The sequence below is a fragment of the Enterobacter sp. SLBN-59 genome (assembly GCF_024807915.1).
Classification (GTDB): Bacteria; Pseudomonadota; Gammaproteobacteria; order Enterobacterales; family Enterobacteriaceae; genus Enterobacter; species Enterobacter asburiae_B.
Map to the genome: position 1 here is coordinate 1,816,661 of NZ_JANUFI010000001.1, position 19,990 is coordinate 1,836,650.

A 19,990-nucleotide genomic window follows, 5' to 3' on the forward strand; every position below is an offset into this window, starting at 1 on the left:
GAGCATTTGAAAACTGTACTCCATCACTTTTTCCATATTATCAACCCACCAACTATCACCTATTATATTTCCAATATGGAAACACGGGGCAAGGATGCACGTAGTCTCAAGAGCGCCTTTCGACGCGACTACCAGACAATTTCCTAATCAAGCACAAGCCCTGGACGATCTTTACCGAGTACTAAAGAGGAACACTACCCGTCACCGGACGATATGCGAAAACGCTTCCCCAGCCTGGACAGGATGAAGTACCGGGAGAAATGGTGGGTCATTGATGTGGGTGGCGGGCATTTAAGAGTGATGTTTTTTGCTGATTTTGAGCGAGGAAAGATTTTCATCAAACACATCAGCACACACGCAGAATATGACAAGCTCACGGACCTCTACCGGAGAACGAAAGAATGAATTATGCAGCAGCCATCAAAGCGGCAAACGATCTGACAAACGCGCTCCCTTTCCTGGGCTCAAGCCCGTCGCGGCATGATTACGAGGATGCGCTGGCGTTGGTGGAGTATCTGGTCGAACATGAACCCGATAGCCCGCTGGTAGAGATGCTCACCACCAAAATCGATAAGTACGAAAACGAGTCTCCGGAGTTTGCGGAATTTAACGCGCGTGTTGCCCGCATTCCGTCAGGCGTTGCGTTATTGCGAACGCTGATGGATCAATACCAACTCACTCAGAGCGACTTCGAGAACGAAATTGGCAAGAAGTCTCTGGTGAGTCGAATCCTTAATGGACAGCGCACGTTAACGCTGGATCATATGCGTGCGCTGGCGAAGCGTTTTAATTTGCCGGTGATTGCATTTGTGGGGAAGTGATCGAGAGCAGGCGCTTTGTACCCAATCCGCGATAATGCGTCGTTTACATACAAGAACAAAGAGCTATTTATGAAAACAATTGAAGAACTACGAAACGAGCTTCTAAAAATAGGTGAGCAACTAGGGGGAGGCACAAGGCCAAACCATTACTTCTTTATCCCTGACCAACCCGATGGGGCTGCAACTCCCTATCTTGAAATTCATGGCAAAGAATATCATTTTATCGTCAGTGAAAGAGGCCTTGAAATACAGCGAAAAGTAACGCTCAGTGACGATGAAATTCTGTATTGGTTTGTGGAGAGTGCCGTGGCGGGGCTGGCCTCAACCTATGCAGCAAGCCATTCATCTGAACGAGAATTTAGAGAGGTTTATTTCAGAAGGCAATACAGTTTAATGCTCTCTATCAAACCTGAATGGGCAACAAGAAAGCGCAAAGAAATCACTGAGCTCCTCCATTCGCAAAGAAGCGAACGTCGTTAACCCAACCGGCTCGTTACATTTACTTCCCTGTTGCCCTCTCTTTTCCTGGTAATTGCCTGCGACACACCATCTGTTACTCTGGCAGGACGCAAGGGATGACAAGGAAGAGAGATGCTAAACCCTGGATTCGTTACCCGCAAAGCGCTTGCTCAGTGGAAAGATGTTCCCGCTTTTCTCCCCCAGTTCCAGTTTCATGAAAAACACCTGACGGTCATTCACACTAGCCGCCCTGAAAATATTCTGCCAATGATTGCCAGCTTTGACGTCCGGCAAGATGCCGTGATTCGGCGGTTAATGTCATTGCGTCAAATACCGCAAAAATTTCTGCGCAACCAGAAGCCACAGTCGATCGGCAACTTTGGTTTGCACAGTTTTACCCTTTTGAAGAACTCTGCATCTGAGCTCTGCTATGGCTTAAGAGGGCAATTCTGGCGTACCGATTTCGGTCTGGAAAACGTGCCGGATGCCAGTGCTTTTCAGACCCCAGCCGAGCCGGGCAGCGCGAAACTATTGCTGCGCTACAAGGTAACGGAGCTGGCGCCCGGCAAACATGAGCTCTCTACGGAAACATTCATCTATTGTCCGGACAGACGCACTCGACTAAAAATGTCGGCTTACTGGCTGATAATACGGGCGGGAAGCGGCTGGATCCGTAAAAGGACGCTGAAGGCTGTTAAATCGAATATTGAAGGACGGGAGTCATAAGATGCTGGCTTATATCACAATAGGTACAAACAACTTTCAGCGCTCCGTGAATTTTTATGACGCAGTTTTTAACGTTCTGGGCTATTCACGTCTGCCGGCATGGACTGAAAGCTGGGCAATGTGGGGAGATGAAAATAATCCCGGCGAGGGCTTCAGCTTCTGTCTTTGTCCTCCTTTTGACCAGCAGCCCGCGACGGCGGGAAACGGGACAATGTTCGCATTCAGTGCAGATAACGCGGATCTTGTCAGACGGTTCCATGCAGCTGGCCTCCTTGCGGGAGGAACGGATGAAGGCGAGCCTGGTACGCGAAGCGCGTACGGCCCCGACTTTTATGTTGCCTATCTGCGCGATCCTGACGGGCATAAGCTCGCATGCGTTTATCAGCATTACTCTCCTGAAGCCGACAAGTTTGTAGACAAGGAATAGTCGCTTCAATCCTTATCTACCGCCCCACCGCCACGCTCGCCGACAGCCCCGCCACCAGCTCAACGCCCTCCGGCAACCTGTCGATATGAATGCGCACCGGTACGCGCTGCGCCAGCCGCACCCAGCTAAAGGTGGGCTCGACGTCGGGCAGACCCAGCCCGCCCGCCTCATCGTTGCTGTCCCCGATCCCATGCCCGATGCTCTCCACATGGCCCGTGATGACCGGCTCGTAACCCATCAGCACCACCTGCGCGGCATCCCCGACGCGAATATGGCGTAGCTTGGTCTCCTCAAAGTACCCCACCACCCAGAAGCTGTGGGCATCGACGATGGCGACCTTCGTCTCCCCCGCCGTCGCGTAGTCTCCGGGGCGAAGCCGCAGGTGCGTGACGTACCCCGAAACCGGCGCGCGCACGGTGGCGTGCGCCAGATTCAGCTCTGCCAGATCCAGCGCGGCCAGCGCGCCGTGATAATTGGCCGCCGCGACGTTTGCCGCGCTGCCGGTTTGCTGTAAATCCTCGCTCGAGATGGCGTTTTTAATCAGCGTGCGTCGGTGGGCCGCGTCCTGGCGCATCAGCATCTCATGGCGTTTCGACTCGACGTCCGCCTGCGCGCTGACCACCGCCAGCTTAAGCCAGCGCGGATCGATGGTGTAAAGCACATCGCCCCGGTTCACCCACTGATTGTCCCGCACGGCCACGCTGATGACCGGCCCGGAGACGTCCGGCGCAATCTGCACCACGTCCGCCCGCACGCGGCCGTCGCGGGTCCACGGCGTTTGTGCATAGTGTTTCCACATCATAAACGCCAGAAGCATGGCCGCCGCGGCCGCGCTTAAGGTCAGCGCATAGCGAGCCAGTAAAGAGAGCAGTGATTTCATGACAATAACCCCAACGCGGTCAGACCCTGCATCAGCAGGAAAAAAGTGACAATCCAGGTTGAAACATCCATCAGCGGGCGAAACGGCAAGCGCCGGTAGAGCCTGCTGAGCGAGAAAAGCGCGACGAGGCCCAGCGTGCAGACCAGCGCCGCGAGGGCGACCATCAGCAGCCCCGGAATAAAAACCCCGCCGATATTGAGATCGTTAACCATGGTCTGGCCCCCGTAATGCACAGTGCAGATCCACCAGCCTGAAGACCAACTGCCGCGCGTGTTCATCTGCCGCGGGCAGATGGCGCTCGATAATAGCGGCAATGCGTTCGCGCAAGGCGTTGCGGTCCCCGGCGTTTATCCGATGAAAAAGCGCGTCAACCTCCCTGCCGGGCGGTGCGTCACTGCGGCGTAAATGCATGACCGCCAGCCCCAGACGCAGCGCGTGCAGCAGCCGATCGAGCGCCTGCTCCGGCGCGCGCTCGCTGCGCGGCAGGCGCGGCAGCAACAGGGCGGTTCGGTCCATCATCAGGTTGATCCAGTGCGTTTCATCAACCCGCAGCGTGCCCTTCACGCTGCGGCGAATGTCGCGCTGGCAGAGATTCAGCAGACGCGCGATGGCGCCATCCGCCTGCACGGTTTGCAGCAGGCTCATGCTGATGACGGCAAAGCCGGTCGCGGCAAAGAGCGCGATGGCGGTGTTGGCCGCGACGGCGAAGTCTCCGCTGTAGTGCGCCCCCAGCTCGCACAGAATGGGTAGCGTCAGGGTGATGCCCATCGCCATAAACGTGGTGGGCGGGCGCGCCTGAAGCGACCCGGCCAGCAGATACGCCGGGGCAAGCACCGCCACCAGCACCGGGAAATCGCTTACCTGCGGCAGCAGCGCAAAGCTGTAGAACAGGCTAATGACCACGCCCCAGAATGAGCCAATGATGTATTTCACGATATGCGGCGCCGGGGTGTCGAAGCTGCCAAACAGCGTGCAGCAGACGCCGAGTATCGAAACCGCCGTACCGCCATCCGGCCACGCCGAGAAGATCCAGACCAGACAGCCGCTCAGGATGATGCCGAAAGCCCCCAGCGCCGTGCGGGCGGCTGTTAGGGGATCGCGGTGGAAAACGTAGCCTTTCGCCGCGCGGGTTTGCACCTCACCAAACACGGGTTTTGCACGGTGGATGGCCCCGGAAAGACGTTCGCACTGCTGCAGAAGCACGATCGCCTCCGAGAGGTAGCGGATAAAACTGACCTGCAGCGCGTCGTCAAACGTCTGCGCCTGCGCGGCATACCGATCGATGAGAAGCGCACAGCGGAGCCGCAGCGACTCTGCCGTACTGCCGGCATCAGCGCCTTCAGCGGTAAGCCAGGCCTGAACGTCGCCCATCAACGCCTGCACGTCGGCGGGCAGGGTTCCGCTCGCTGGCAGGCGATCGTGAAGTTCACAGTTGACGATAACCAGCCGCGCCAGCCGGTCGTGGATCGCTTTTCTGGCCTGCCGCACCGGGGCTGAAAGGGCAAAATCATACGGAATATGGTGGCTGATGCCCTGCAGGAACTGCAGCGCCAGAGCCAGATGCAGGGGGCCGGAAGCCGCGTCGGGTTTGCCTGATAGGGTGTCCGCCACCCGCCCGCGCGCGGCCTGTATCGTCTGGGATAGCTTAGCGTTGAACTGGCCCGATACGCGCGCGGGCAGCACGTAGCGGTGGATCAGCGCCGCGCAGAAAATCCCAATCGCGATCTCCTGCACGCGGACGATGGCGACGTTAAAAATGCCGCCGGGATCGGACACCGCCGGAAAACCAATCAGGCTCGCGGTGTAGCCTGCCAGCACAAACGCGTAAGCACGGGGCGTGCGTTCCAGCAGGGAGAGCCACAGGCAGAATACGATCCAGCCCGTCAGCACCACGCTGCACAGGACTGGCGTATTTGCGAAGGCAGGCACAATCACAACGGTCGCACTGGCACCCGCCACGGTACCGGCCAGCCGGTAGAGACTTCTGCTCAGCGATGCCCCGACCGACGTCTGCGACACGATGTAAACCGTAATAATGGCCCACGAGGGACGCTCAAGGCCTATCGACAGCGCGAGGTAATAAGCCAGCATCGCCGCGGCAAAACTCTTCGCGGCGTAGATCAGCGCGCCCGCATCGTTTCGCAGCGCGGCAGGGATGTGCACGGGATGAGAGAAAATGTTTTTCATGCCGGGATTATTACCGGCTTGCAGACCCGCTTAAATACTCTATTCTGTCAAAAAATACCTAAATGTTGCCAGAATCGTGAAACCTCAACCCGCTACTACGCTGTATGACCCCGACTCTACCGCCAGCCCGGCCGTGGCGCGTCATCTGGACTTCGTGGATTACGCCGCGGAAGTACCGGTACACACCCACCGCAAGGGCCAGCTGATTATTGCCCGATACGGTGCGGTCAGCTGTTACGCGGAGAATGACATCTGGATCGTGCCGCCGGACTGCGCCGTCTGGATCCCCGGCGGGATCCCGCACAGCGCCAGGGCGACCTGGAACGCGCATCTTAACTATCTGTTTATTGAGCCCGGCGCGGCGGCGCTGCCAGAAAGATGCTGCACGCTGGCGATCTCGCCGCTGATTAAGGAGCTGGTTGATCGTCTGACGCGCGAAGGCGTGGATTATCCCCCCGACGGCCACGTCGCCAGATTGACCCGGGTCACGCTTGACGAGCTCGCCAGCATGCCGCAGCAGAAGCTAAGCCTGCCGGTCTCAACCGATCCGAAAATTCGCGCCATGGCGGACGCGCTGGTCAGCCGTCCTGAGGACAGAAGCACCCTGAAGGACTGGGCGAAACGGCTCGCCCTCAGCGAGCGCTCGTTTGCCCGCCTGATGCAGCGCGAGACCGGGCTGAGCTTCGGGCGCTGGCGCCAGCAGCTGCATTTGATTATTGCCCTGCGGGAGCTGGCCAGCGGCGTGCCCGTCCAGAACGTGGCGGCAACGCTCGGGTATGAATCGGTGAATGCGTTTATCACCATGTTCAGAAAAGCGATGGGCAGCACGCCCGCCCATTATTTTGCCGAACGGAAAAACAGCGGCCGTTAGCCCGGCCCCTCGCTCCCCGCCGCCAGCAGCGGCACCACCACATCGCTGATGGGCACCGCAATACCGTGCTTGCGGCCGTAGCGCTGGATCACGCCGTTGCGGATATCCCACTCCATCGGGCGATCGGCCTGGCGGTCGGCCAGGATCGACGTGCCCAGATCTACTGGCGCACGCTGGAAGTTCGCCAGGATCTCCTGCGCCACGTCATCGTCCAGCTTCGCCCCTTCGGCGCGGGCAACGGCAAGCCCCTCGCGCAGGTAGGCCAGCGCAAGCTCGCTGATATCCTCGCGCCTGAACATCCCGGCGCGGCGGTTAGAAAGCACCATCAGCCCGGCGACCGCGTTTTGCAGCAGCTTGCGCCAGGCGACGGAGGCGAAATCTGTCGAGAGCTCAACCGCGCAGCGCGTACCGCGAAGCGCCTCCACCACCCGCTGCGCCTGCGGCACGTCCGGCAGGGTCAGGCGCGGTTTGGCGCGCAGCCAGACGGAGGCATCCGGCTCGCGCTGCGCCGGGAACCAGACCACCGACGGCAGCACCGTCGCGCCGTTAACCCACGGCTCAAGCTGGGCTTTTTGCTCCACGCCGTTTTGCAGGGCGCAGACCACGGTGTTTTCATCGCACAGCGCGCGCAGCCACCCGGCGCTGTCGGCGTTCTGGGTAGTTTTCACTGCGATGAAAACCAGAGCCACTGGCTGCCTGATGACGGCCGGATCGGTTAATACCGGACCGGGCACCACGGTTTCCCCCTCGTCGTGGCGCAGGCGTAATTCCGCGTGCGCGGTGCGTCCGCACAGCAGCGGCGTGCGGCCAACGTCATGCAGCACCGCGGCGATGGTGGTCCCAATTGCGCCAGGCCCAATCAGCGCAATCACTGGATTGTCAGACATGGTTAACTCCCCTTTTCGCTAAGCCTGCTAACAGTTATACCACCCTGAAAAGTGAGCGCCACGTCGTTGTCTATACTCAACACACAACAGACAACGGAGTGCGCCATGCCTTTACACGATTTTAAGTCCTCTGAACCTTTCACCCTCGGCATCGAACTCGAGCTGCAGGTGGTTAACCCGCCGGGTTACGATCTGAGCCAGGACTCCTCCGCGCTCATCGCCGCCGTCAAAGACGACATCAAAGGCGGCGAGGTCAAACACGACATCACCGAAAGCATGCTCGAAATCGCCACCGGCGTGTGCCAGAACATCGACCAGGCGGCGGCGCAGTTCTCGGTGATGCAGCAGAGCATCCTGCGCGCGGCGGCGGAGCAGCATATCCAGATCTGCGGCGGCGGGACTCACCCGTTCCAGAAGTGGCAGCGGCAGGAGGTGTGCGACGACGAGCGCTATAACGTCACGCTGGAGCGCTTTGGCTACCTGATTTTGCAGGCGACGGTGTTCGGCCAGCACGTGCACGTCGGCTGCCGGACCGGGGACGACGCGATTTACCTGCTGCACGGCCTGTCACGATTCGTACCGCACTTTATCGCCCTGGCGGCGGCCTCGCCGTACATGCAGGGCACGGACACGAAGTTCTCCTCGTCGCGTCTCAACATCTTCTCGGGATTTCCGGATAACGGCCAGATGCCGTGGGTCAACAGTTGGCAGGAGTTCGAGGGGCTGTTCCGCCGCCTGAGCTCCACCAGCATGATCGACAGCATTAAGGATCTGCACTGGGATATTCGCCCCAGCCCGCATTTCGGCACCGTTGAGGTGCGGGTGATGGATACGCCGCTGACGCTCGGCCACGCGATTAACATCGCCGGGCTTATTCAGGCGACGTCGCACTGGCTGCTGACCGCGCGGCCCTATAAGCATCAGGAAAAAGATTTTCTGCTGTACCGCTTTAACCGTTTTCAGGCCTGTCGCTACGGGCTGGAGGGAATATTGACGGACGTGCACACCGGCGAGCACAAAACCGTGTCGGAAGACATTGCGTGGCTGCTGGAGCAGGTTGCGCCGTCGGCCGAGAAGCTTGGCGCGACGAGCGCAATCAATGAAATTGCCCTGCTGTTAAAGCAGGGCAAGAGCGAGGCGCAGCGCATGCGGGAGTTTATCGCCGACGGCGGCTCGCTGATTTCTCTGGTTCAGAAGCACTGCGAGCTGTGGGCGACGAGTCCGTAAGACCGTGGCCCCACTCGCGCAGGCGCTGGAACAGCACGAACAGCGCGGGGATAAACACAATCCCCACCACGGTCGCTACCAGCATGCCGCTGAACACCGTGGTGCCGATGATCCGGCGGCTCTGGGCACCCGCCCCGGTCGCCAGCATCATCGGCAGGACGCCGATAATGAACGACACGGCGGTCATCATCACCGCGCGGAAGCGGCGCGAGGCCCCTTCTCTTGCGGCATCGACAATCGCCATCCCGTCCATACGCCGCGCGCGGGCGAACTCCACGATAAGAATTGCGTTCTTGGCGGCGAGGGCTATCAATAGCACCAGACCTATCTGCACGTACACGTCGTTGGCATAGCCCGCCAGCCACAGCCAGACCAGCGCCCCGCCGATGGCGAACAGCACCGAGAGCATCACGCTCGCCGGGAGCGTCCAGCTCTCGTACTGGGCGACGAGGAACAGCCACGCCATCACCACGGCCGCCAGCACGATCCACATCGCCTGGTTGCCGGTCTGCTGCTCCTGATAAGACATGCCGCTCCAGGCGTAGTCGTATCCCGCTGGCAAATTCTCCGCCAGAAGCTCGCCCATCGCCGCCATCGCGGTGCTGCTGCTTACCCCTTCCGCCGCCGAGCCGCTCACCGACACGGACGGGAACTGGTTGTACTGCTGCAGGAACGGCGCGCCGACGGTCGGCGTAATGGTGACGAGGTTGCTCAGGCGCACCCGCTCGCCGCTGTTGCTGCGCACGAACAGTTCGCTAATCTGCTCGGCGCGCTCGCGCCACTGCATCTCGTTCTGCATCACCACGTGGTAGACGCGATTGTTGACGCTGAAATCCCCGGCGCGCGTGCCGCCAAAGGCGGTTTGCAGGCTGCTGAAGATGCGCGACACCGGCACGTCGAGGCGCGCGGCGCGCTCGCGGTCAACGGTCAGCGTCAGCTGCGGCACGTTGCTGCTCCAGGTGGTGAACACGCGGCTCAGCTGCGGGTGCTGGTTGGCTTTGGCCAGCACCTCGCGCGTCACGCGCTCCAGCTCTGCCGGGCTCTGCCCAGCCTGCGCCTGGATGCGCAGGTCGAAGCCGGAGGCGTTGCCCAGCCCCGGCAGCGTCGGCGGGGCGAAGGTCATGATGGTCGCTTCCGGCAGGGCCAGCAGCTGGCGCTGCAGGGTACCCATCACCTCGTCCAGCGGCGGGCGCTCGCTCCAGTCCTTGAGCATGATGGAGATAAACCCGCCGTTGGAGGCGCTGGTGCCGTTGAGAATGTTAAATCCGGAGACCTGAATCACGTCCTCCACCGCCGGATTTTTTGCGATGAGTTCGCGTGCCGTGGTCATCACCGCTTCGGTGCGCTCCAGAGAGGCCGCCTCCGGCAGCTGGACGCTGGCAAAGAAGTAGCCCTGATCCTCCTGCGGCAGGAAGCCTTTTGGCATCGACGTAAAGCTGAACGCCACCACGGCCGCCGCGCCTGCGGTGGCCAGCAGCGCCAGCCACGGGCGAAGGTTGAAGATGGTCACGATGCGGGTGTAGACGCCACGCGTGGCCTCCAGCCCCCGGTTGAACCCACGGAAAATCGCCGCGGGCTGCACCGGGCGCGGACGCAGGAGCATCGCGCACAGGGCGGGCGTCAGGGTCAGCGCCACGAGGCTTGAGAGCGTGACGGCGGTGGAGAGCGTCACCGCAAACTGGCGGTACAGCTCGCCGACAATCCCCGGCAGGAGCGCTACCGGCACAAACACCGCCAGCAGCACCAGCGTCGTGGCGATGACCGGCCCGGCGATCTGGCGCAGCGCCAGCGCGGTCGCCGCAGTGCGGCTCTGCCCTTCCGCCATCAGCGTTTCGACGCTCTCCACCACTACGATGGCGTCATCCACCACCATGGTCAGCGCCAGAATAATGGCGAACAGGCTGAGCGTGTTGGCGGAGTAGCCGAGCGTGTAGAGCACCGCGAAGGTGCCCACCAGCGATACCGGAATGGCGAGCGCGACAATCAGCGTCGCGCGCCAGCTTTGCAGGAACAGGGACACCACGACCACTACCGCCAGCATCGTCAGCGCCAGCGAGACGCCGATCTCTTTAATCGTGGCGGCCACAAAGGAGGTGGTGTCGAATTTCACCTCGTAGACCAGGTCGTCCGGGAAGCGCGTCGAGAGGCGATCCAGCTCAGCGCGCACCGCGTCGGCCACGCGCAGGGCGTTGGCGGACGGCGTCGGGTAGATGCCGAGGTAGGCGGAGTCGTGCCCGTTCAGCTGCGCGCCGGAGCTGTAGCTGCGCGAGCCGAGCTCGATGGTGGCGACGTCCTTCAGGCGCACCAGCTGGCCCATCTCGCCCGCGCGGATGATGATGTCGGCAAAGTCTTCGGCCTGGCTTAAGCGCCCCAGGCCGTTGATGGTCAGGGTCTGCTGCTGGCCGTTAAACACCGGCGGCGTACCGACCTGGCCTGCCGCCCCCTGCACGTTCTGTTCGCGCAGCGCCTGCGCCACGTCGTCGGTGGTGACGTTCAGGGCGTTCATGCGGTCCGGACGCAGCCAGATGCGCATGCTGTAGTCGCGCGCGCCAAACATCTGCACCTGCCCGACGCCCGGCAGACGCGACAGCGCCTCGCGCACCTGGGTGCTGGCGTAGTTACTCACAAACAGCGGCGTGTGGGTATTTTCCGGTGAGTAAAGACTTACCCCCATCATCAGGTTGGTGGCACGCTTGCGCACCTGCACGCCGTTTTGCTGCGCTTCGGTCGGGAGCTGCGCCACGGCCTGCGAGACGCGGTTCTGCACGTCGATGGCGGCGAGGTCCGGATCGGTGCCCGCCGCGAAGGTGATGTTCAGGCTATACGAGCCTTCGTCCGAGCTGGTGGACTCCATGTAGAGCATGTGATCCACGCCGTTCAGTTGCGTCTCCAGCGGCGTGGCGATAGCCTCCGCCACGTCAGCCGAGCTGGCGCCCGGCCAGCTGGCAGACACATTCACCACCGGCGGCGCGATCTGCGGGTACTGCTCCACCGGGATAATTCTCAGCGCAATGGCCCCCAGCAGGGTGATGACCAGCGCAATCACCATCGCGAAGCGCGGGCGTTTGATGAAAAACGTCAGCATGATGGCTCCTTAATTCAGTATCTGGACGGCCGCGCCGGGCTGTACGCGCTGCGCGCCGTCAGTAATCGCTCGCTCACCGGACTTCACGCCGGATGAAATCCGGAAATGCTGGCCGATCTGTCCGGTGACCTTCAGCGGGCGCATTTCGGCTTTGCCGTCGGCGTTAACCACCCAGGCAAAGAACCCGTCGCCGTTCTGCTGGACCGCCGCGGCGGGCAGGGTCAGAGCCGGCTGCTCGCTGGCCGGGCGCAGCGTCACGTTCACGCTGCCGCCGGGCAGCAGCTGATGGCGCGGGTTGGCAAACTCGGCGCGCAGCATCACGCTGGCGGTGCGCGGATCGATGCGGTTGTCCACGGACGTCAGCTCGCCGCTGACGCGCTGGCCGTTGCTGTCAATGAACGTCTGCCAGGCCTGCTTCATGGCGCTGATATCCGCATGCTGTCCGGCTTTGGTGGCAAACGCGCCCTCTTCCAGCGCAAAGGCGATGCGGATGGGATCGAGCTGCACCACCTCCACCAGCACGCCGCTGGCAGGGTTGACCAGGCTGCCGACGTGGAACCGGCTGTGCCCCACGCGACCGTCAATCGGTGAGGTGATGCGGGTGTAGTTCAGGGTGACATTACGGGTTTCGAGACGGGCTTTGGCCTGCTCCAGCGCCGCGCTGGCGACGTCGCGCTGCATGCGGGCGTTGTCCACGTCGTGACGGCTAATGGCGTTGCTGCTGCCCAGGCTTTCAAAGCGGGACAGCTGCTGCTGCGCCTGGCGCAGCGTGGCTTCGGCGCTTCTCACCTCAGCCTGCGCCAGACGCAGGGCGGCGCGCGGCTCGGCGTCGTCCAGTTCGAACAGCAGGTCGCCTTTTTTCACGTACTGCCCGTCGCGGAAGTGGATTTTGGCGATCGCGCCTTCGGTACGCGCGCGCAGCTCAACGGTGTGGATGGCTTCGATGCGGCCCGGGATCTGGCGCTCGGCGGCGTGGGCGGTCTGCTCCACGGTGGCGACGCGAACGGGGATGGCGGCAGCGAATACGGGTTGCAGGGTGCAGGCGAGGAGCGCGAACAGGAGTGGGAGTTTCATGGGAGTACCTCAGCGTTGTTTCTCCCCTCACCCCGGCCCTCTCCCCAAAGGGGCGAGGGAGAAAACCGAGCCGCCCCTTCACCTCAGAGCAGAGGGAGAAAACCGGGCGGTCCCCTCCCCCCTTAGGGGAGAGGGATAGGGTGAGGGGTAAGGTTTTGGTTATGCAGCCTTACGGAACCTGCGGGTCAGTCGCTTCTCGATTTCGACGACGAAGAACATCACGCCCGCTACCGCCAGGGTCACAAACCAGTAGCGCAGCGGCAGGGCTTCGGTGCCAAACAGCATCTGCATCAACGGCAGGTAGATAATCGCCGCCTGGAGCAGGAACAGCACGCCCGTGACCAGCCAGATCCCTTTGTTCGCCAGCAGGCCGCGATTCAGGGAGAACCCTTCGGTGTTGCGGCAGTTAATCATGTACACCCACTGGGCGCAGACCAGCATCTGCAGCAGCACGGTGCGGATGAACTCCGCGCTGTGGCCGCGCGGGGCCAGCCAGGCTTCCAGCGCAAAGGCGGCGATGGCAATCATGGTGCCGACGAAGGCCACGCGCCACACGGCGTAGGCGTCCATCACGTGCTGCCCGGTCTGGCGCGGCGGACGACGCATGATGTTGCGCTCGGCGGCTTCGAAGGCCAGGCCGAAGGAGAGCGTGGCGGAGGTGGCCATGTTCATCCACAGGATCAGCACCGGCGTCAGCGGAATGATGTTCCCCGCCAGCAGCGCAATTACAATCAGCAGCCCCTGCGCGAGGTTGGTCGGCATGATGAACAGAATCGTCTTCTTCAGGTTGTCGTAAACGCGACGCCCCTCTTTCACCGCGCTGGCGATGGTGGCGAAGTTGTCGTCCGTCAGGACCATGTCCGCCGCCTCTTTGGTCACTTCCGTGCCCTTAATGCCCATCGCGATGCCGACGTCAGCCTGACGCAGCGCCGGGGCGTCGTTCACGCCGTCGCCGGTCATGCCGACGATTTCACCCTTGTCCTGCAGCGCTTTCACCAGGCGCAGCTTATGCTCCGGGCTGGTACGGGCGAAGATGTCATACTTCACCGCCGCTTCCGCCAGCGCGGCGTCGTCCATCTTCTCCAGCTCGTAGCCGGTGACCGCCTGCTCGCTGTTGGCGATCCCCAGCATCTGGCCGATGCTCATCGCCGTCTGCGGGTGATCCCCGGTGATCATCTTCACGCGGATCCCCGCCTGCTGGCAGGCGTTAATCGCATCAATGGCTTCCGGACGCGGCGGATCCATCATTCCGGCGATGCCGAGGAAGATCAGGCCGTGGCTCAGGTCGTCATGGGTCAGTTCCTGCTCGCCGTTCGCTGGCTTAAACGCCGCGGCGACCATGCGCAGCCCCTGACGCGCATAGCGCTCCATCTCGGTTTCCCAGTACGCGCGGTTGAAGGCTTCCGCACCGTTGCGGGTCTGCTGCTGCGCGCACAGGGCGAAAATGACGTCCGGCGCGCCGGTGATCAGGATCTGCTCCTCACCGTCAATCTGGTAGTGGGTGCTCATGTACTTGTACTGCGAGTCGAACGGGATTTTGTTAACCAGCGTGGTCATGACCGGCTCAAGGCTGGCCTTCGCCGCCAGCACCTTCAGCGCGCCCTCGGTCGGCCCACCGGTGATGCCCCACAGGCCGCGCTCGTCCTGAATCAGCTGGCTGTCGTTACACAGGTCGATGGTGCGCAGGTACTGTTCCAGCACGGTGCCCGGCTGGATGTGGACCGGCTCGTCGCTGCCTTCCAGGTAGATGTTGCCCACCGGCTCGTAGCTGTTGCCGTCCACGCGGTAGCAGGCGTCAGCGGTGATAATGGCTTTAACCGTCATCTCGTTCATGGTCAGGGTGCCGGTTTTATCCGAACAGACCACGGTCATCGCGCCGAGCGTTTCCACCGTCGGCAGCTTGCGGATAATCGCCCGCTTGCGCGCCATCGCCTGCACGCCCAGCGAGAGGATGATGGAGATAATCGCCGGCAGACCTTCCGGCACGGAGGCCACCGCCAGGCTAATCAGGGAGAGCAGCAGCTCGCCCATCGGGATCTCGCGGAACACCAGGCTGAAGACAAACAGCGCGGCCATCATCGCCAGAATAATGGCGAAGATCGCTTTACCCAGCTTGTCCATCTGCACCAGCAGCGGCGTGCGGTGCTTTTCGATACCCGCCATCATCTGGTTGATGTGGCCAAGCTCCGTATCCTTACCGGTCGCGGTGACCACGCCGACGCCGCCGCCCGCGCTTACGGTCGTCCCGGAGAAGACCATATTGGTGCGATCGCCCAGCGGCAGTTCGCCGCTCAGCGGATTAATATGTTTATCCACCACGGTGGATTCACCGGTCAGAATCGCCTCTTCCACGCGTAAATTATGCGCTTCGATTAAACGCATATCCGCCGGAATACGATCTCCCGCGCGTAATACAATAATATCGCCCGGGACTATTTCAGTTGTGGGTAGAGTTTCGTGATTGCCGTTACGAATAACGCGCGCCTCGCTGGAGAGCATATTGCGAATACTCTTCAGGGATTTTTCCGCGTTGCTTTCCTGAATATGGCCAATTAAAGCATTGATTACCGCCACGCCCAGAATAACCAGCGTATCAACCCAGTGGCCCATTACTGCCGTTAATACGGCGGCGGCCAGCAGGACATAAATCAGCACATCATTAAAATGGGCCAGGAAACGCAGCCAGGCGGGTTTGCCTTTTTTCTCCGGCAGCGCGTTCGGCCCTGTTTTTTGCAGACGCGCCTGCGCCTCTGCACGATCCAGGCCGCTGGCCTGGCTCTGCGTGTGGGTAAGCACCTGCTCTACGGTCTGCTGGTATGCCAGCCCGCCGGAAGGCGGCACGTTTGGGGACAATTTTTTTTCGGTCATCGTATTTTTCCTTCAATATCCGGTGAACAGAAGCCTGAATTCCTTTCTGGCTAAATAAATTCATTTTTAAGTCTTGCGGGTAAAATTGATCTACCGCAATATAATGACTTCTCGGTTATTCAAAACTGATTAAAACTATTTCGATGGCCTGATTTTTACAAAATATTTCTAAACCAACACTAAACGAGGGGGAACCATGTGGGGTATTTATCGCGGACGCCGACTGGTGTTATACGTTATCGCGGCCATTGTTATTGCCACGTTAATTGGTTATAGCACTTATACATTTGTAAAATTATTTTCCTGACAAAGACATTTATTTACATAACGCGATATTAATATAAATGCCGGGTCGTATTTTGTTATTTATTCTCCAAATAATATCTTCGTTTTATTCAATAACGTCTTAGTCGCTGATATTGCTTTACGTTACAGGATGCCGGACAATGACATTTTTAACTGACGATTAACATTACGATGAAACGCCCGTTAGAATCGCTGCTTACGGCAGGCGGCATTTTATTGCTGGCCCTGCTCTCCTGCCTGCTGTTGCCCGCGCCGTCGCTGGGTCTGGTGCTGGCGCAGAAGCTGGTTCAGACCTTTCACATGGTCGATCTGAACCAGCTTTACACCATTTTGTTCTGCGTGTGGTTTTTACTGCTGGGTGCCATCGAATTCTTCGTGCTGCGTTTCGTCTGGCGCCGCTGGTTTTCACTAGCGTCGTAAGCCAATAAAAAAGCCGGGTGGCGACTTCGCCTTACCCGGCCTGTGATGGCAATTTTCCAGACCCGCCAGGGCGGAAAACAGCTCAGTGCGCCTGACTGTGGTTCTCCTTGCGGTACGCACCAGGCGGCTGGTTGAACGTGCGGGTGAAGATACGGGTAAACGTCTGCTGCGAGTCAAACCCGTAACGCAGGCAGATGTCGTACACCCGAGCGTCGGATTCACGCAGATCGCGCGCCGCCAGCAGCAGCTTGCGCTCACGGATATAACGCCCCAGGCTCTCCCCTTTGTACTGCATAAACAACCGCTGCAGGTGCCACTTCGAGTAGCCCGCGTGGCGGGCAATCTCTTCTATACGTAATGGCTGGTGCAGATTGTCGTCGATCCATTCGACGATAGTGTCGATGACTTGAGCGGAAATGGTCATGCTGCTGTCCCCCTCTGCTTCTCGCTTAAACATTATTCCCACCACGCGCGAAAGGTTTGCGTGGCGTCATTCACCCGCACGGGCTCGCCCAGCGCCGGTGTCAGTAGCCGATAGTTTTTATCCTTGCTGGCTTTAGCCAGCTGGATCAGCGGATCGTTCCACGTATGTTTCGCCAGCACGAAGCGTCCGTTATGCCCGGGCACTACGGCTTTCGCGTTCAGATCCACCGAGGCCTGCGCCGTTTCCTGCGGCAGCATGTGGATGTACTTCCAGTCCTGGTCGTACTGGCCGTTTTCCATGATGGCGACATCCACACCATCAAACTGCTCGCCGATGGCCTTAAAGTGCGGGCCGTAGCCGGAATCCCCGCTGTAATAAACTTTCCGATCTGGCGTGACGAACATAAAGCTGCCCCACAGAGTTCGATCGCGCTTGATGCCGCGCCCGGAGAAGTGACGCGCCGGCAGAACATGCACCGTCAGTTCATCGCTGATGCGTACCGACTGGTTCCAGTCGCGTTCGTCAATAATCTCAGGCTTCATCCCCCAGTAGCGCAGATGGGATCCCACGCCCAGCGGCGTCACCACGCGCTTCACCTTCGGCAGTAGCGCCCTGATGGTGGCGTAATCCAGATGATCGTAGTGATCGTGCGAGATAATCAGCAGGTCGATTTCCGGCATGCTTTCAGCGCGCCACGGATACTCGCCGGCAAAGGCTTTATTCAGGAACGAGAACGGCGCGGCGTAGTTGCCGAGCACCGGGTCAATCAGGATGCGTTTGCCCGCGAGCTGCAGGTACCACGAGGAGTGGCCGAGCCATACCAGGGTGTCCTGCTCCAGCGGCAGGCTCGCAAGATCGGTTTTCACCAGCGGCAGCGGCTGGGCCGGGCGCGCGTTTTCGGTTTTTTTGGTCAGAAAATCCCACGTCGCGACCAGCATGTTTTTGTCGCCGTTATAACCCGGCGTCGGCAGCGTATTGTGGAATTTCCCGTCGCGATACTGGGGAGAGGCCTCCACTTCAGTGAGCTGCTCACCCTGCGGCGGCTGGCCGAATCCGGCATTCAGAACAAACGGTAAACTCGCAGCTGAAGCAATAATCATGATTAACACCACGCAGATGAAGAGAGGTTTTTTCATATCCAGACCCGAAAACGCGCCCCATCCGATAGTTTGCGCGGGGTAAACTTGATTATGAGTGAGTAAGCACTCATTATAGATATGATGATAAAGTCGTCAAGACGTTTTCGATCTTTGACATTCCGCGTTGCAGCGTGTCAAAGCACGTGTTTCAATCAGGGTTTTTATAATTGACAGGGGGAAAAATTTAGTGGCACGTCCGAAGAGTGAAGATAAAAAACAGGCCTTACTGGAAGCCGCAACGGTGGCGTTTGCACAGTCAGGTATTGCCGCCTCAACGTCGTTAATCGCCCGTAACGCGGGCGTCGCCGAAGGGACCCTGTTTCGCTACTTTCCCACTAAAGACGATCTGCTGAATGCCCTCTATCTGCACCTGAAGCAGGATCTCTGCCAGGCCATGCTGGCAAACCTCGATCGCACCATCACGCTGCCCAAAGAACATACCCGCAATATCTGGAACAGCTACGTGGACTGGGGTATTCGTAACCCCGTTTCTCATGCGGCTATCCGCCAGATTGGCGTCAGTGAAAAGTTGAGCGCCGAAACGGAACAGGCGGTGAAAGAGATGTTCCCGGAGCTCCATGAGCTGTGCCGCCGCTCGGTGCGTCAGGTGTTTATGTCAGATGAATTTAAAACCTTTGGCGATGCGCTTTTCTTATCGCTGGCCGAATCCACGATGGAATTTGCCACTCGCGACCCTTCCCGCGCCGTTGATTTTAAAGCGCTCGGTTTTGAAGTGATGTGGCGCGGGCTGGCCCAGGAAGAGAGCGATGGACAGTAAATCCTTGCAGGAGCACGCAATGCGCGTGGCCCTTGAGTTGCCCTTCACCGAACACTGCTGGCCGTTTGGGCCGGAGTTTGACGTGTTTAAAGTGGGCGGAAAGATTTTCATGATCGCCGCGGTCGCGCACGGGCGACCGCACGTCAGCCTGAAGTCAGACCCGGAGAAATCGCTGTTAAATCAGCAGATCTATCGCGGGATCGAGCCAGGCTACCATCTGAGTAAAAAGCACTGGATTTCCCTTTACGGCACCGACGACGTGACGCCGGAACTGGTTACCGACCTCATCCGTGATTCCTGGAATCTGGTGGTGGATAAGCTGCCGAAAAAAGACCAGAAGTGGATCCGTCCGGTCTGATTGTTCGTCTGAGACGAACAGATTAAGCGCTCGAATTGCACTTATCTTTTTCCGCGTCCCGCTGTAATCTGCTTTCCTTTCGCGCCCGCGAGCGGGCGAATTTCATCACCAGGAGTTGTTATGGATATCATTTCTGTCGCCCTGAAACGCCACTCTACCAAGGCGTTCGACGCAAGCAAAAAACTGACCGCGGAAGAAGCGGAAAAAATCAAAACCCTGCTGCAGTACAGCCCGTCCAGCACCAACTCCCAGCCGTGGCACTTCATTGTAGCCAGCACCGAGGAAGGAAAAGCGCGCGTGGCGAAATCCGCTGCGGGCACCTATGTATTCAACGAACGCAAAATGCTGGATGCTTCCCACGTGGTGGTGTTTTGCGCGAAAACCGCGATGGATGACGCCTGGCTGGAGCGCGTTGTGGATCAGGAAGAGGCCGATGGCCGTTTCAACACGCCGGAAGCCAAAGCCGCAAACCATAAGGGCCGCACCTACTTCGCCGACATGCACCGCGTGGATCTGAAAGATGACGACCAGTGGATGGCGAAGCAGGTTTACCTGAACGTCGGCAACTTCCTGCTCGGCGTGGGCGCGATGGGTCTGGACGCGGTACCAATTGAAGGTTTCGACGCCGCTATTCTCGACGAAGAGTTTGGCCTGAAAGAGAAAGGCTTTACCAGCCTTGTGGTAGTACCGGTTGGGCACCACAGCGTGGAAGATTTTAACGCCACGCTGCCGAAGTCTCGCCTGCCGCTGAGCACGATTGTCACTGAGTGCTGATCTCCTCTGGCACGCTGGGATCCGGCGTGCCTGTTTTCAATACCGCATACTCCCGTTGTGTATAGATGCATCCGTTAGCAGGCAAATTATTTGTAACAGCATAGAAATACCTATATCGGAAATTTCGCATACAATTTTATAATTAATAATTACGTTCTTTTATGTGATATCAACCAGTTACAGTCTCTCAGCACTCCAATCAATAACCCTCAAAAATATATCCATTTATTTTTTGTCACATTCACGTTAATTATTCCCTTCTGGTGCCGCATTAATTAA

The 19,990-nt window shown here is 59.4% G+C and carries 19 protein-coding genes and 1 pseudogene; 11 read left to right on the forward strand and 9 right to left on the reverse strand.

All coding sequences use genetic code 11. The features are described 5' to 3' along the window. Positions 1-94 precede the first annotated feature (94 nt). The 5 genes and pseudogenes from M2422_RS08655 (at position 95) to M2422_RS08675 (ending at position 2,433) form a co-directional block, all read left to right on the forward strand. Positions 95-405, forward strand: a pseudogene (locus tag M2422_RS08655) (type II toxin-antitoxin system HigB family toxin). After that, positions 402-821, forward strand: a complete 420-nt coding sequence (locus tag M2422_RS08660) for a type II toxin-antitoxin system HigA family antitoxin (protein ID WP_064673605.1) — start codon at positions 402-404, stop codon at positions 819-821. Before M2422_RS08655 ends, M2422_RS08660 begins: the two are co-directional and overlap by 4 nt. Before the next feature lie 69 nt (positions 822-890). Beyond that, positions 891-1,301 carry an Imm63 family immunity protein gene (locus M2422_RS08665; protein ID WP_064673661.1) on the forward strand — a complete coding sequence of 137 codons (411 nt, stop codon included), beginning with the start codon at positions 891-893 and terminating at the stop codon, positions 1,299-1,301. A 111-nt stretch (positions 1,302-1,412) separates the two neighbouring features. After that, positions 1,413-2,006, forward strand: a complete 594-nt coding sequence (locus M2422_RS08670; protein WP_064673604.1) for a hypothetical protein — start codon at positions 1,413-1,415, stop codon at positions 2,004-2,006. A gap of 1 nt (position 2,007) precedes the next feature. Further along, positions 2,008-2,433 (forward strand): VOC family protein, encoded by a 426-nt coding sequence (locus tag M2422_RS08675; RefSeq protein ID WP_064673603.1) that lies wholly within the window; start codon positions 2,008-2,010, stop codon positions 2,431-2,433. Between the two features lie 16 nt (positions 2,434-2,449). Here the strand turns inward: M2422_RS08675 and M2422_RS08680 are convergent, their stop codons facing one another. From M2422_RS08680 to M2422_RS08690, 3 genes are read right to left on the reverse strand one after another with little or no spacing between them, the layout of a single operon-like run. Continuing rightward, entirely contained in the window at positions 2,450-3,313 is an 864-nt protein-coding gene (locus M2422_RS08680; RefSeq protein ID WP_064673602.1) for an HlyD family secretion protein, read from the reverse strand. Continuing rightward, a complete protein-coding gene (locus M2422_RS08685; RefSeq protein ID WP_033144858.1) occupies positions 3,310-3,525 on the reverse strand; it encodes a DUF1656 domain-containing protein in 216 nt (71 codons plus the stop codon). The genes M2422_RS08680 and M2422_RS08685 overlap by 4 nt, the downstream gene beginning before the upstream one ends. Further along, a complete protein-coding gene (locus tag M2422_RS08690) occupies positions 3,518-5,500 on the reverse strand; it encodes an FUSC family protein (RefSeq protein ID WP_064673601.1) in 1,983 nt (660 codons plus the stop codon). Before M2422_RS08690 ends, M2422_RS08685 begins: the two co-directional genes overlap by 8 nt. A gap of 76 nt (positions 5,501-5,576) precedes the next feature. On the opposite strand from M2422_RS08690, the gene M2422_RS08695 reads away from it, so the two are divergent. Continuing rightward, the gene (locus tag M2422_RS08695) at positions 5,577-6,371 is read left to right on the forward strand and encodes a helix-turn-helix domain-containing protein (RefSeq protein ID WP_064673600.1); all 795 of its coding nucleotides are present in this window, start codon (positions 5,577-5,579) and stop codon (positions 6,369-6,371) included. Here M2422_RS08695 and M2422_RS08700 read toward each other — a convergent pair. Beyond that, positions 6,368-7,258 carry an oxidoreductase gene (locus M2422_RS08700; protein WP_064673599.1) on the reverse strand — a complete coding sequence of 297 codons (891 nt, stop codon included), beginning with the start codon at positions 7,256-7,258 and terminating at the stop codon, positions 6,368-6,370. The two genes, M2422_RS08695 and M2422_RS08700, sit on opposite strands and share 4 nt — an antisense overlap. A 105-nt stretch (positions 7,259-7,363) precedes the next feature. On the opposite strand from M2422_RS08700, the gene M2422_RS08705 reads away from it, so the two are divergent. After that, positions 7,364-8,485, forward strand: a complete 1,122-nt coding sequence (locus tag M2422_RS08705; protein ID WP_064673598.1) for a YbdK family carboxylate-amine ligase — start codon at positions 7,364-7,366, stop codon at positions 8,483-8,485. Here the strand turns inward: M2422_RS08705 and M2422_RS08710 are convergent. From M2422_RS08710 to M2422_RS08720, 3 genes are all read right to left on the reverse strand, one after another. Continuing rightward, entirely contained in the window at positions 8,415-11,570 is a 3,156-nt protein-coding gene (locus M2422_RS08710; RefSeq protein ID WP_064673597.1) for an efflux RND transporter permease subunit, read from the reverse strand. The two genes, M2422_RS08705 and M2422_RS08710, sit on opposite strands and share 71 nt — an antisense overlap. A 9-nt stretch (positions 11,571-11,579) precedes the next feature. After that, positions 11,580-12,644 (reverse strand): efflux RND transporter periplasmic adaptor subunit, encoded by a 1,065-nt coding sequence (locus M2422_RS08715; RefSeq protein WP_064673596.1) that lies wholly within the window; start codon positions 12,642-12,644, stop codon positions 11,580-11,582. A gap of 159 nt (positions 12,645-12,803) precedes the next feature. Continuing rightward, on the reverse strand, positions 12,804-15,512 hold the full coding sequence (locus tag M2422_RS08720; RefSeq protein ID WP_064673595.1) for a cation-transporting P-type ATPase: 2,709 nt from the start codon (positions 15,510-15,512) through the stop codon (positions 12,804-12,806). A gap of 477 nt (positions 15,513-15,989) precedes the next feature. Between M2422_RS08720 and M2422_RS08725 the strand changes: the two genes are divergently transcribed. Next, on the forward strand, positions 15,990-16,238 hold the full coding sequence (locus M2422_RS08725; RefSeq protein ID WP_259140445.1) for a DUF1158 domain-containing protein: 249 nt from the start codon (positions 15,990-15,992) through the stop codon (positions 16,236-16,238). Between the two features lie 82 nt (positions 16,239-16,320). Here M2422_RS08725 and M2422_RS08730 read toward each other — a convergent pair whose 3' ends face one another. Further along, positions 16,321-16,662, reverse strand: a complete 342-nt coding sequence (locus M2422_RS08730) for a RamA family antibiotic efflux transcriptional regulator (protein WP_029741711.1) — start codon at positions 16,660-16,662, stop codon at positions 16,321-16,323. A 32-nt stretch (positions 16,663-16,694) separates the two neighbouring features. Then, positions 16,695-17,798, reverse strand: coding sequence for an MBL fold metallo-hydrolase (locus tag M2422_RS08735; protein ID WP_064673594.1), 1,104 nt, complete (start codon positions 17,796-17,798; stop codon positions 16,695-16,697). Positions 17,799-17,988: 190 nt separating this feature from the next. Here M2422_RS08735 and M2422_RS08740 point away from each other — a divergent pair, with 190 nt between their 5' ends. The 3 genes from M2422_RS08740 (at position 17,989) to nfsB (ending at position 19,711) form a co-directional block, all read left to right on the forward strand. Continuing rightward, positions 17,989-18,579, forward strand: coding sequence for a TetR/AcrR family transcriptional regulator (locus M2422_RS08740; RefSeq protein WP_039264021.1), 591 nt, complete (start codon positions 17,989-17,991; stop codon positions 18,577-18,579). Continuing rightward, positions 18,569-18,937, forward strand: a complete 369-nt coding sequence (locus tag M2422_RS08745) for an MmcQ/YjbR family DNA-binding protein (RefSeq protein ID WP_064673593.1) — start codon at positions 18,569-18,571, stop codon at positions 18,935-18,937. Before M2422_RS08740 ends, M2422_RS08745 begins: the two co-directional genes overlap by 11 nt. 120 nt (positions 18,938-19,057) lie before the next feature. Then, positions 19,058-19,711 carry an oxygen-insensitive NAD(P)H nitroreductase gene (gene nfsB, locus M2422_RS08750; RefSeq protein WP_024906901.1) on the forward strand — a complete coding sequence of 218 codons (654 nt, stop codon included), beginning with the start codon at positions 19,058-19,060 and terminating at the stop codon, positions 19,709-19,711. The last annotated feature ends 279 nt before the right edge of the window (positions 19,712-19,990 follow it).

Coding starts and splice junctions, on each gene's coding strand:
- M2422_RS08660 (WP_064673605.1), top strand. CDS start 402: ATGAATTATGCAGCAGCCATCAAAGCGGCAAACGATCTGACAAACGCG.
- M2422_RS08665 (WP_064673661.1), top strand. CDS start 891: ATGAAAACAATTGAAGAACTACGAAACGAGCTTCTAAAAATAGGTGAG.
- M2422_RS08670 (WP_064673604.1), top strand. CDS start 1,413: ATGCTAAACCCTGGATTCGTTACCCGCAAAGCGCTTGCTCAGTGGAAA.
- M2422_RS08675 (WP_064673603.1), top strand. CDS start 2,008: ATGCTGGCTTATATCACAATAGGTACAAACAACTTTCAGCGCTCCGTG.
- M2422_RS08680 (WP_064673602.1), bottom strand. CDS start 3,313: ATGAAATCACTGCTCTCTTTACTGGCTCGCTATGCGCTGACCTTAAGC.
- M2422_RS08685 (WP_033144858.1), bottom strand. CDS start 3,525: ATGGTTAACGATCTCAATATCGGCGGGGTTTTTATTCCGGGGCTGCTG.
- M2422_RS08690 (WP_064673601.1), bottom strand. CDS start 5,500: ATGAAAAACATTTTCTCTCATCCCGTGCACATCCCTGCCGCGCTGCGA.
- M2422_RS08700 (WP_064673599.1), bottom strand. CDS start 7,258: ATGTCTGACAATCCAGTGATTGCGCTGATTGGGCCTGGCGCAATTGGG.
- M2422_RS08705 (WP_064673598.1), top strand. CDS start 7,364: ATGCCTTTACACGATTTTAAGTCCTCTGAACCTTTCACCCTCGGCATC.
- M2422_RS08710 (WP_064673597.1), bottom strand. CDS start 11,570: ATGCTGACGTTTTTCATCAAACGCCCGCGCTTCGCGATGGTGATTGCG.
- M2422_RS08715 (WP_064673596.1), bottom strand. CDS start 12,644: ATGAAACTCCCACTCCTGTTCGCGCTCCTCGCCTGCACCCTGCAACCC.
- M2422_RS08720 (WP_064673595.1), bottom strand. CDS start 15,512: ATGACCGAAAAAAAATTGTCCCCAAACGTGCCGCCTTCCGGCGGGCTG.
- M2422_RS08725 (WP_259140445.1), top strand. CDS start 15,990: ATGAAACGCCCGTTAGAATCGCTGCTTACGGCAGGCGGCATTTTATTG.
- M2422_RS08730 (WP_029741711.1), bottom strand. CDS start 16,662: ATGACCATTTCCGCTCAAGTCATCGACACTATCGTCGAATGGATCGAC.
- M2422_RS08735 (WP_064673594.1), bottom strand. CDS start 17,798: ATGAAAAAACCTCTCTTCATCTGCGTGGTGTTAATCATGATTATTGCT.
- M2422_RS08745 (WP_064673593.1), top strand. CDS start 18,569: ATGGACAGTAAATCCTTGCAGGAGCACGCAATGCGCGTGGCCCTTGAG.
- nfsB (WP_024906901.1), top strand. CDS start 19,058: ATGGATATCATTTCTGTCGCCCTGAAACGCCACTCTACCAAGGCGTTC.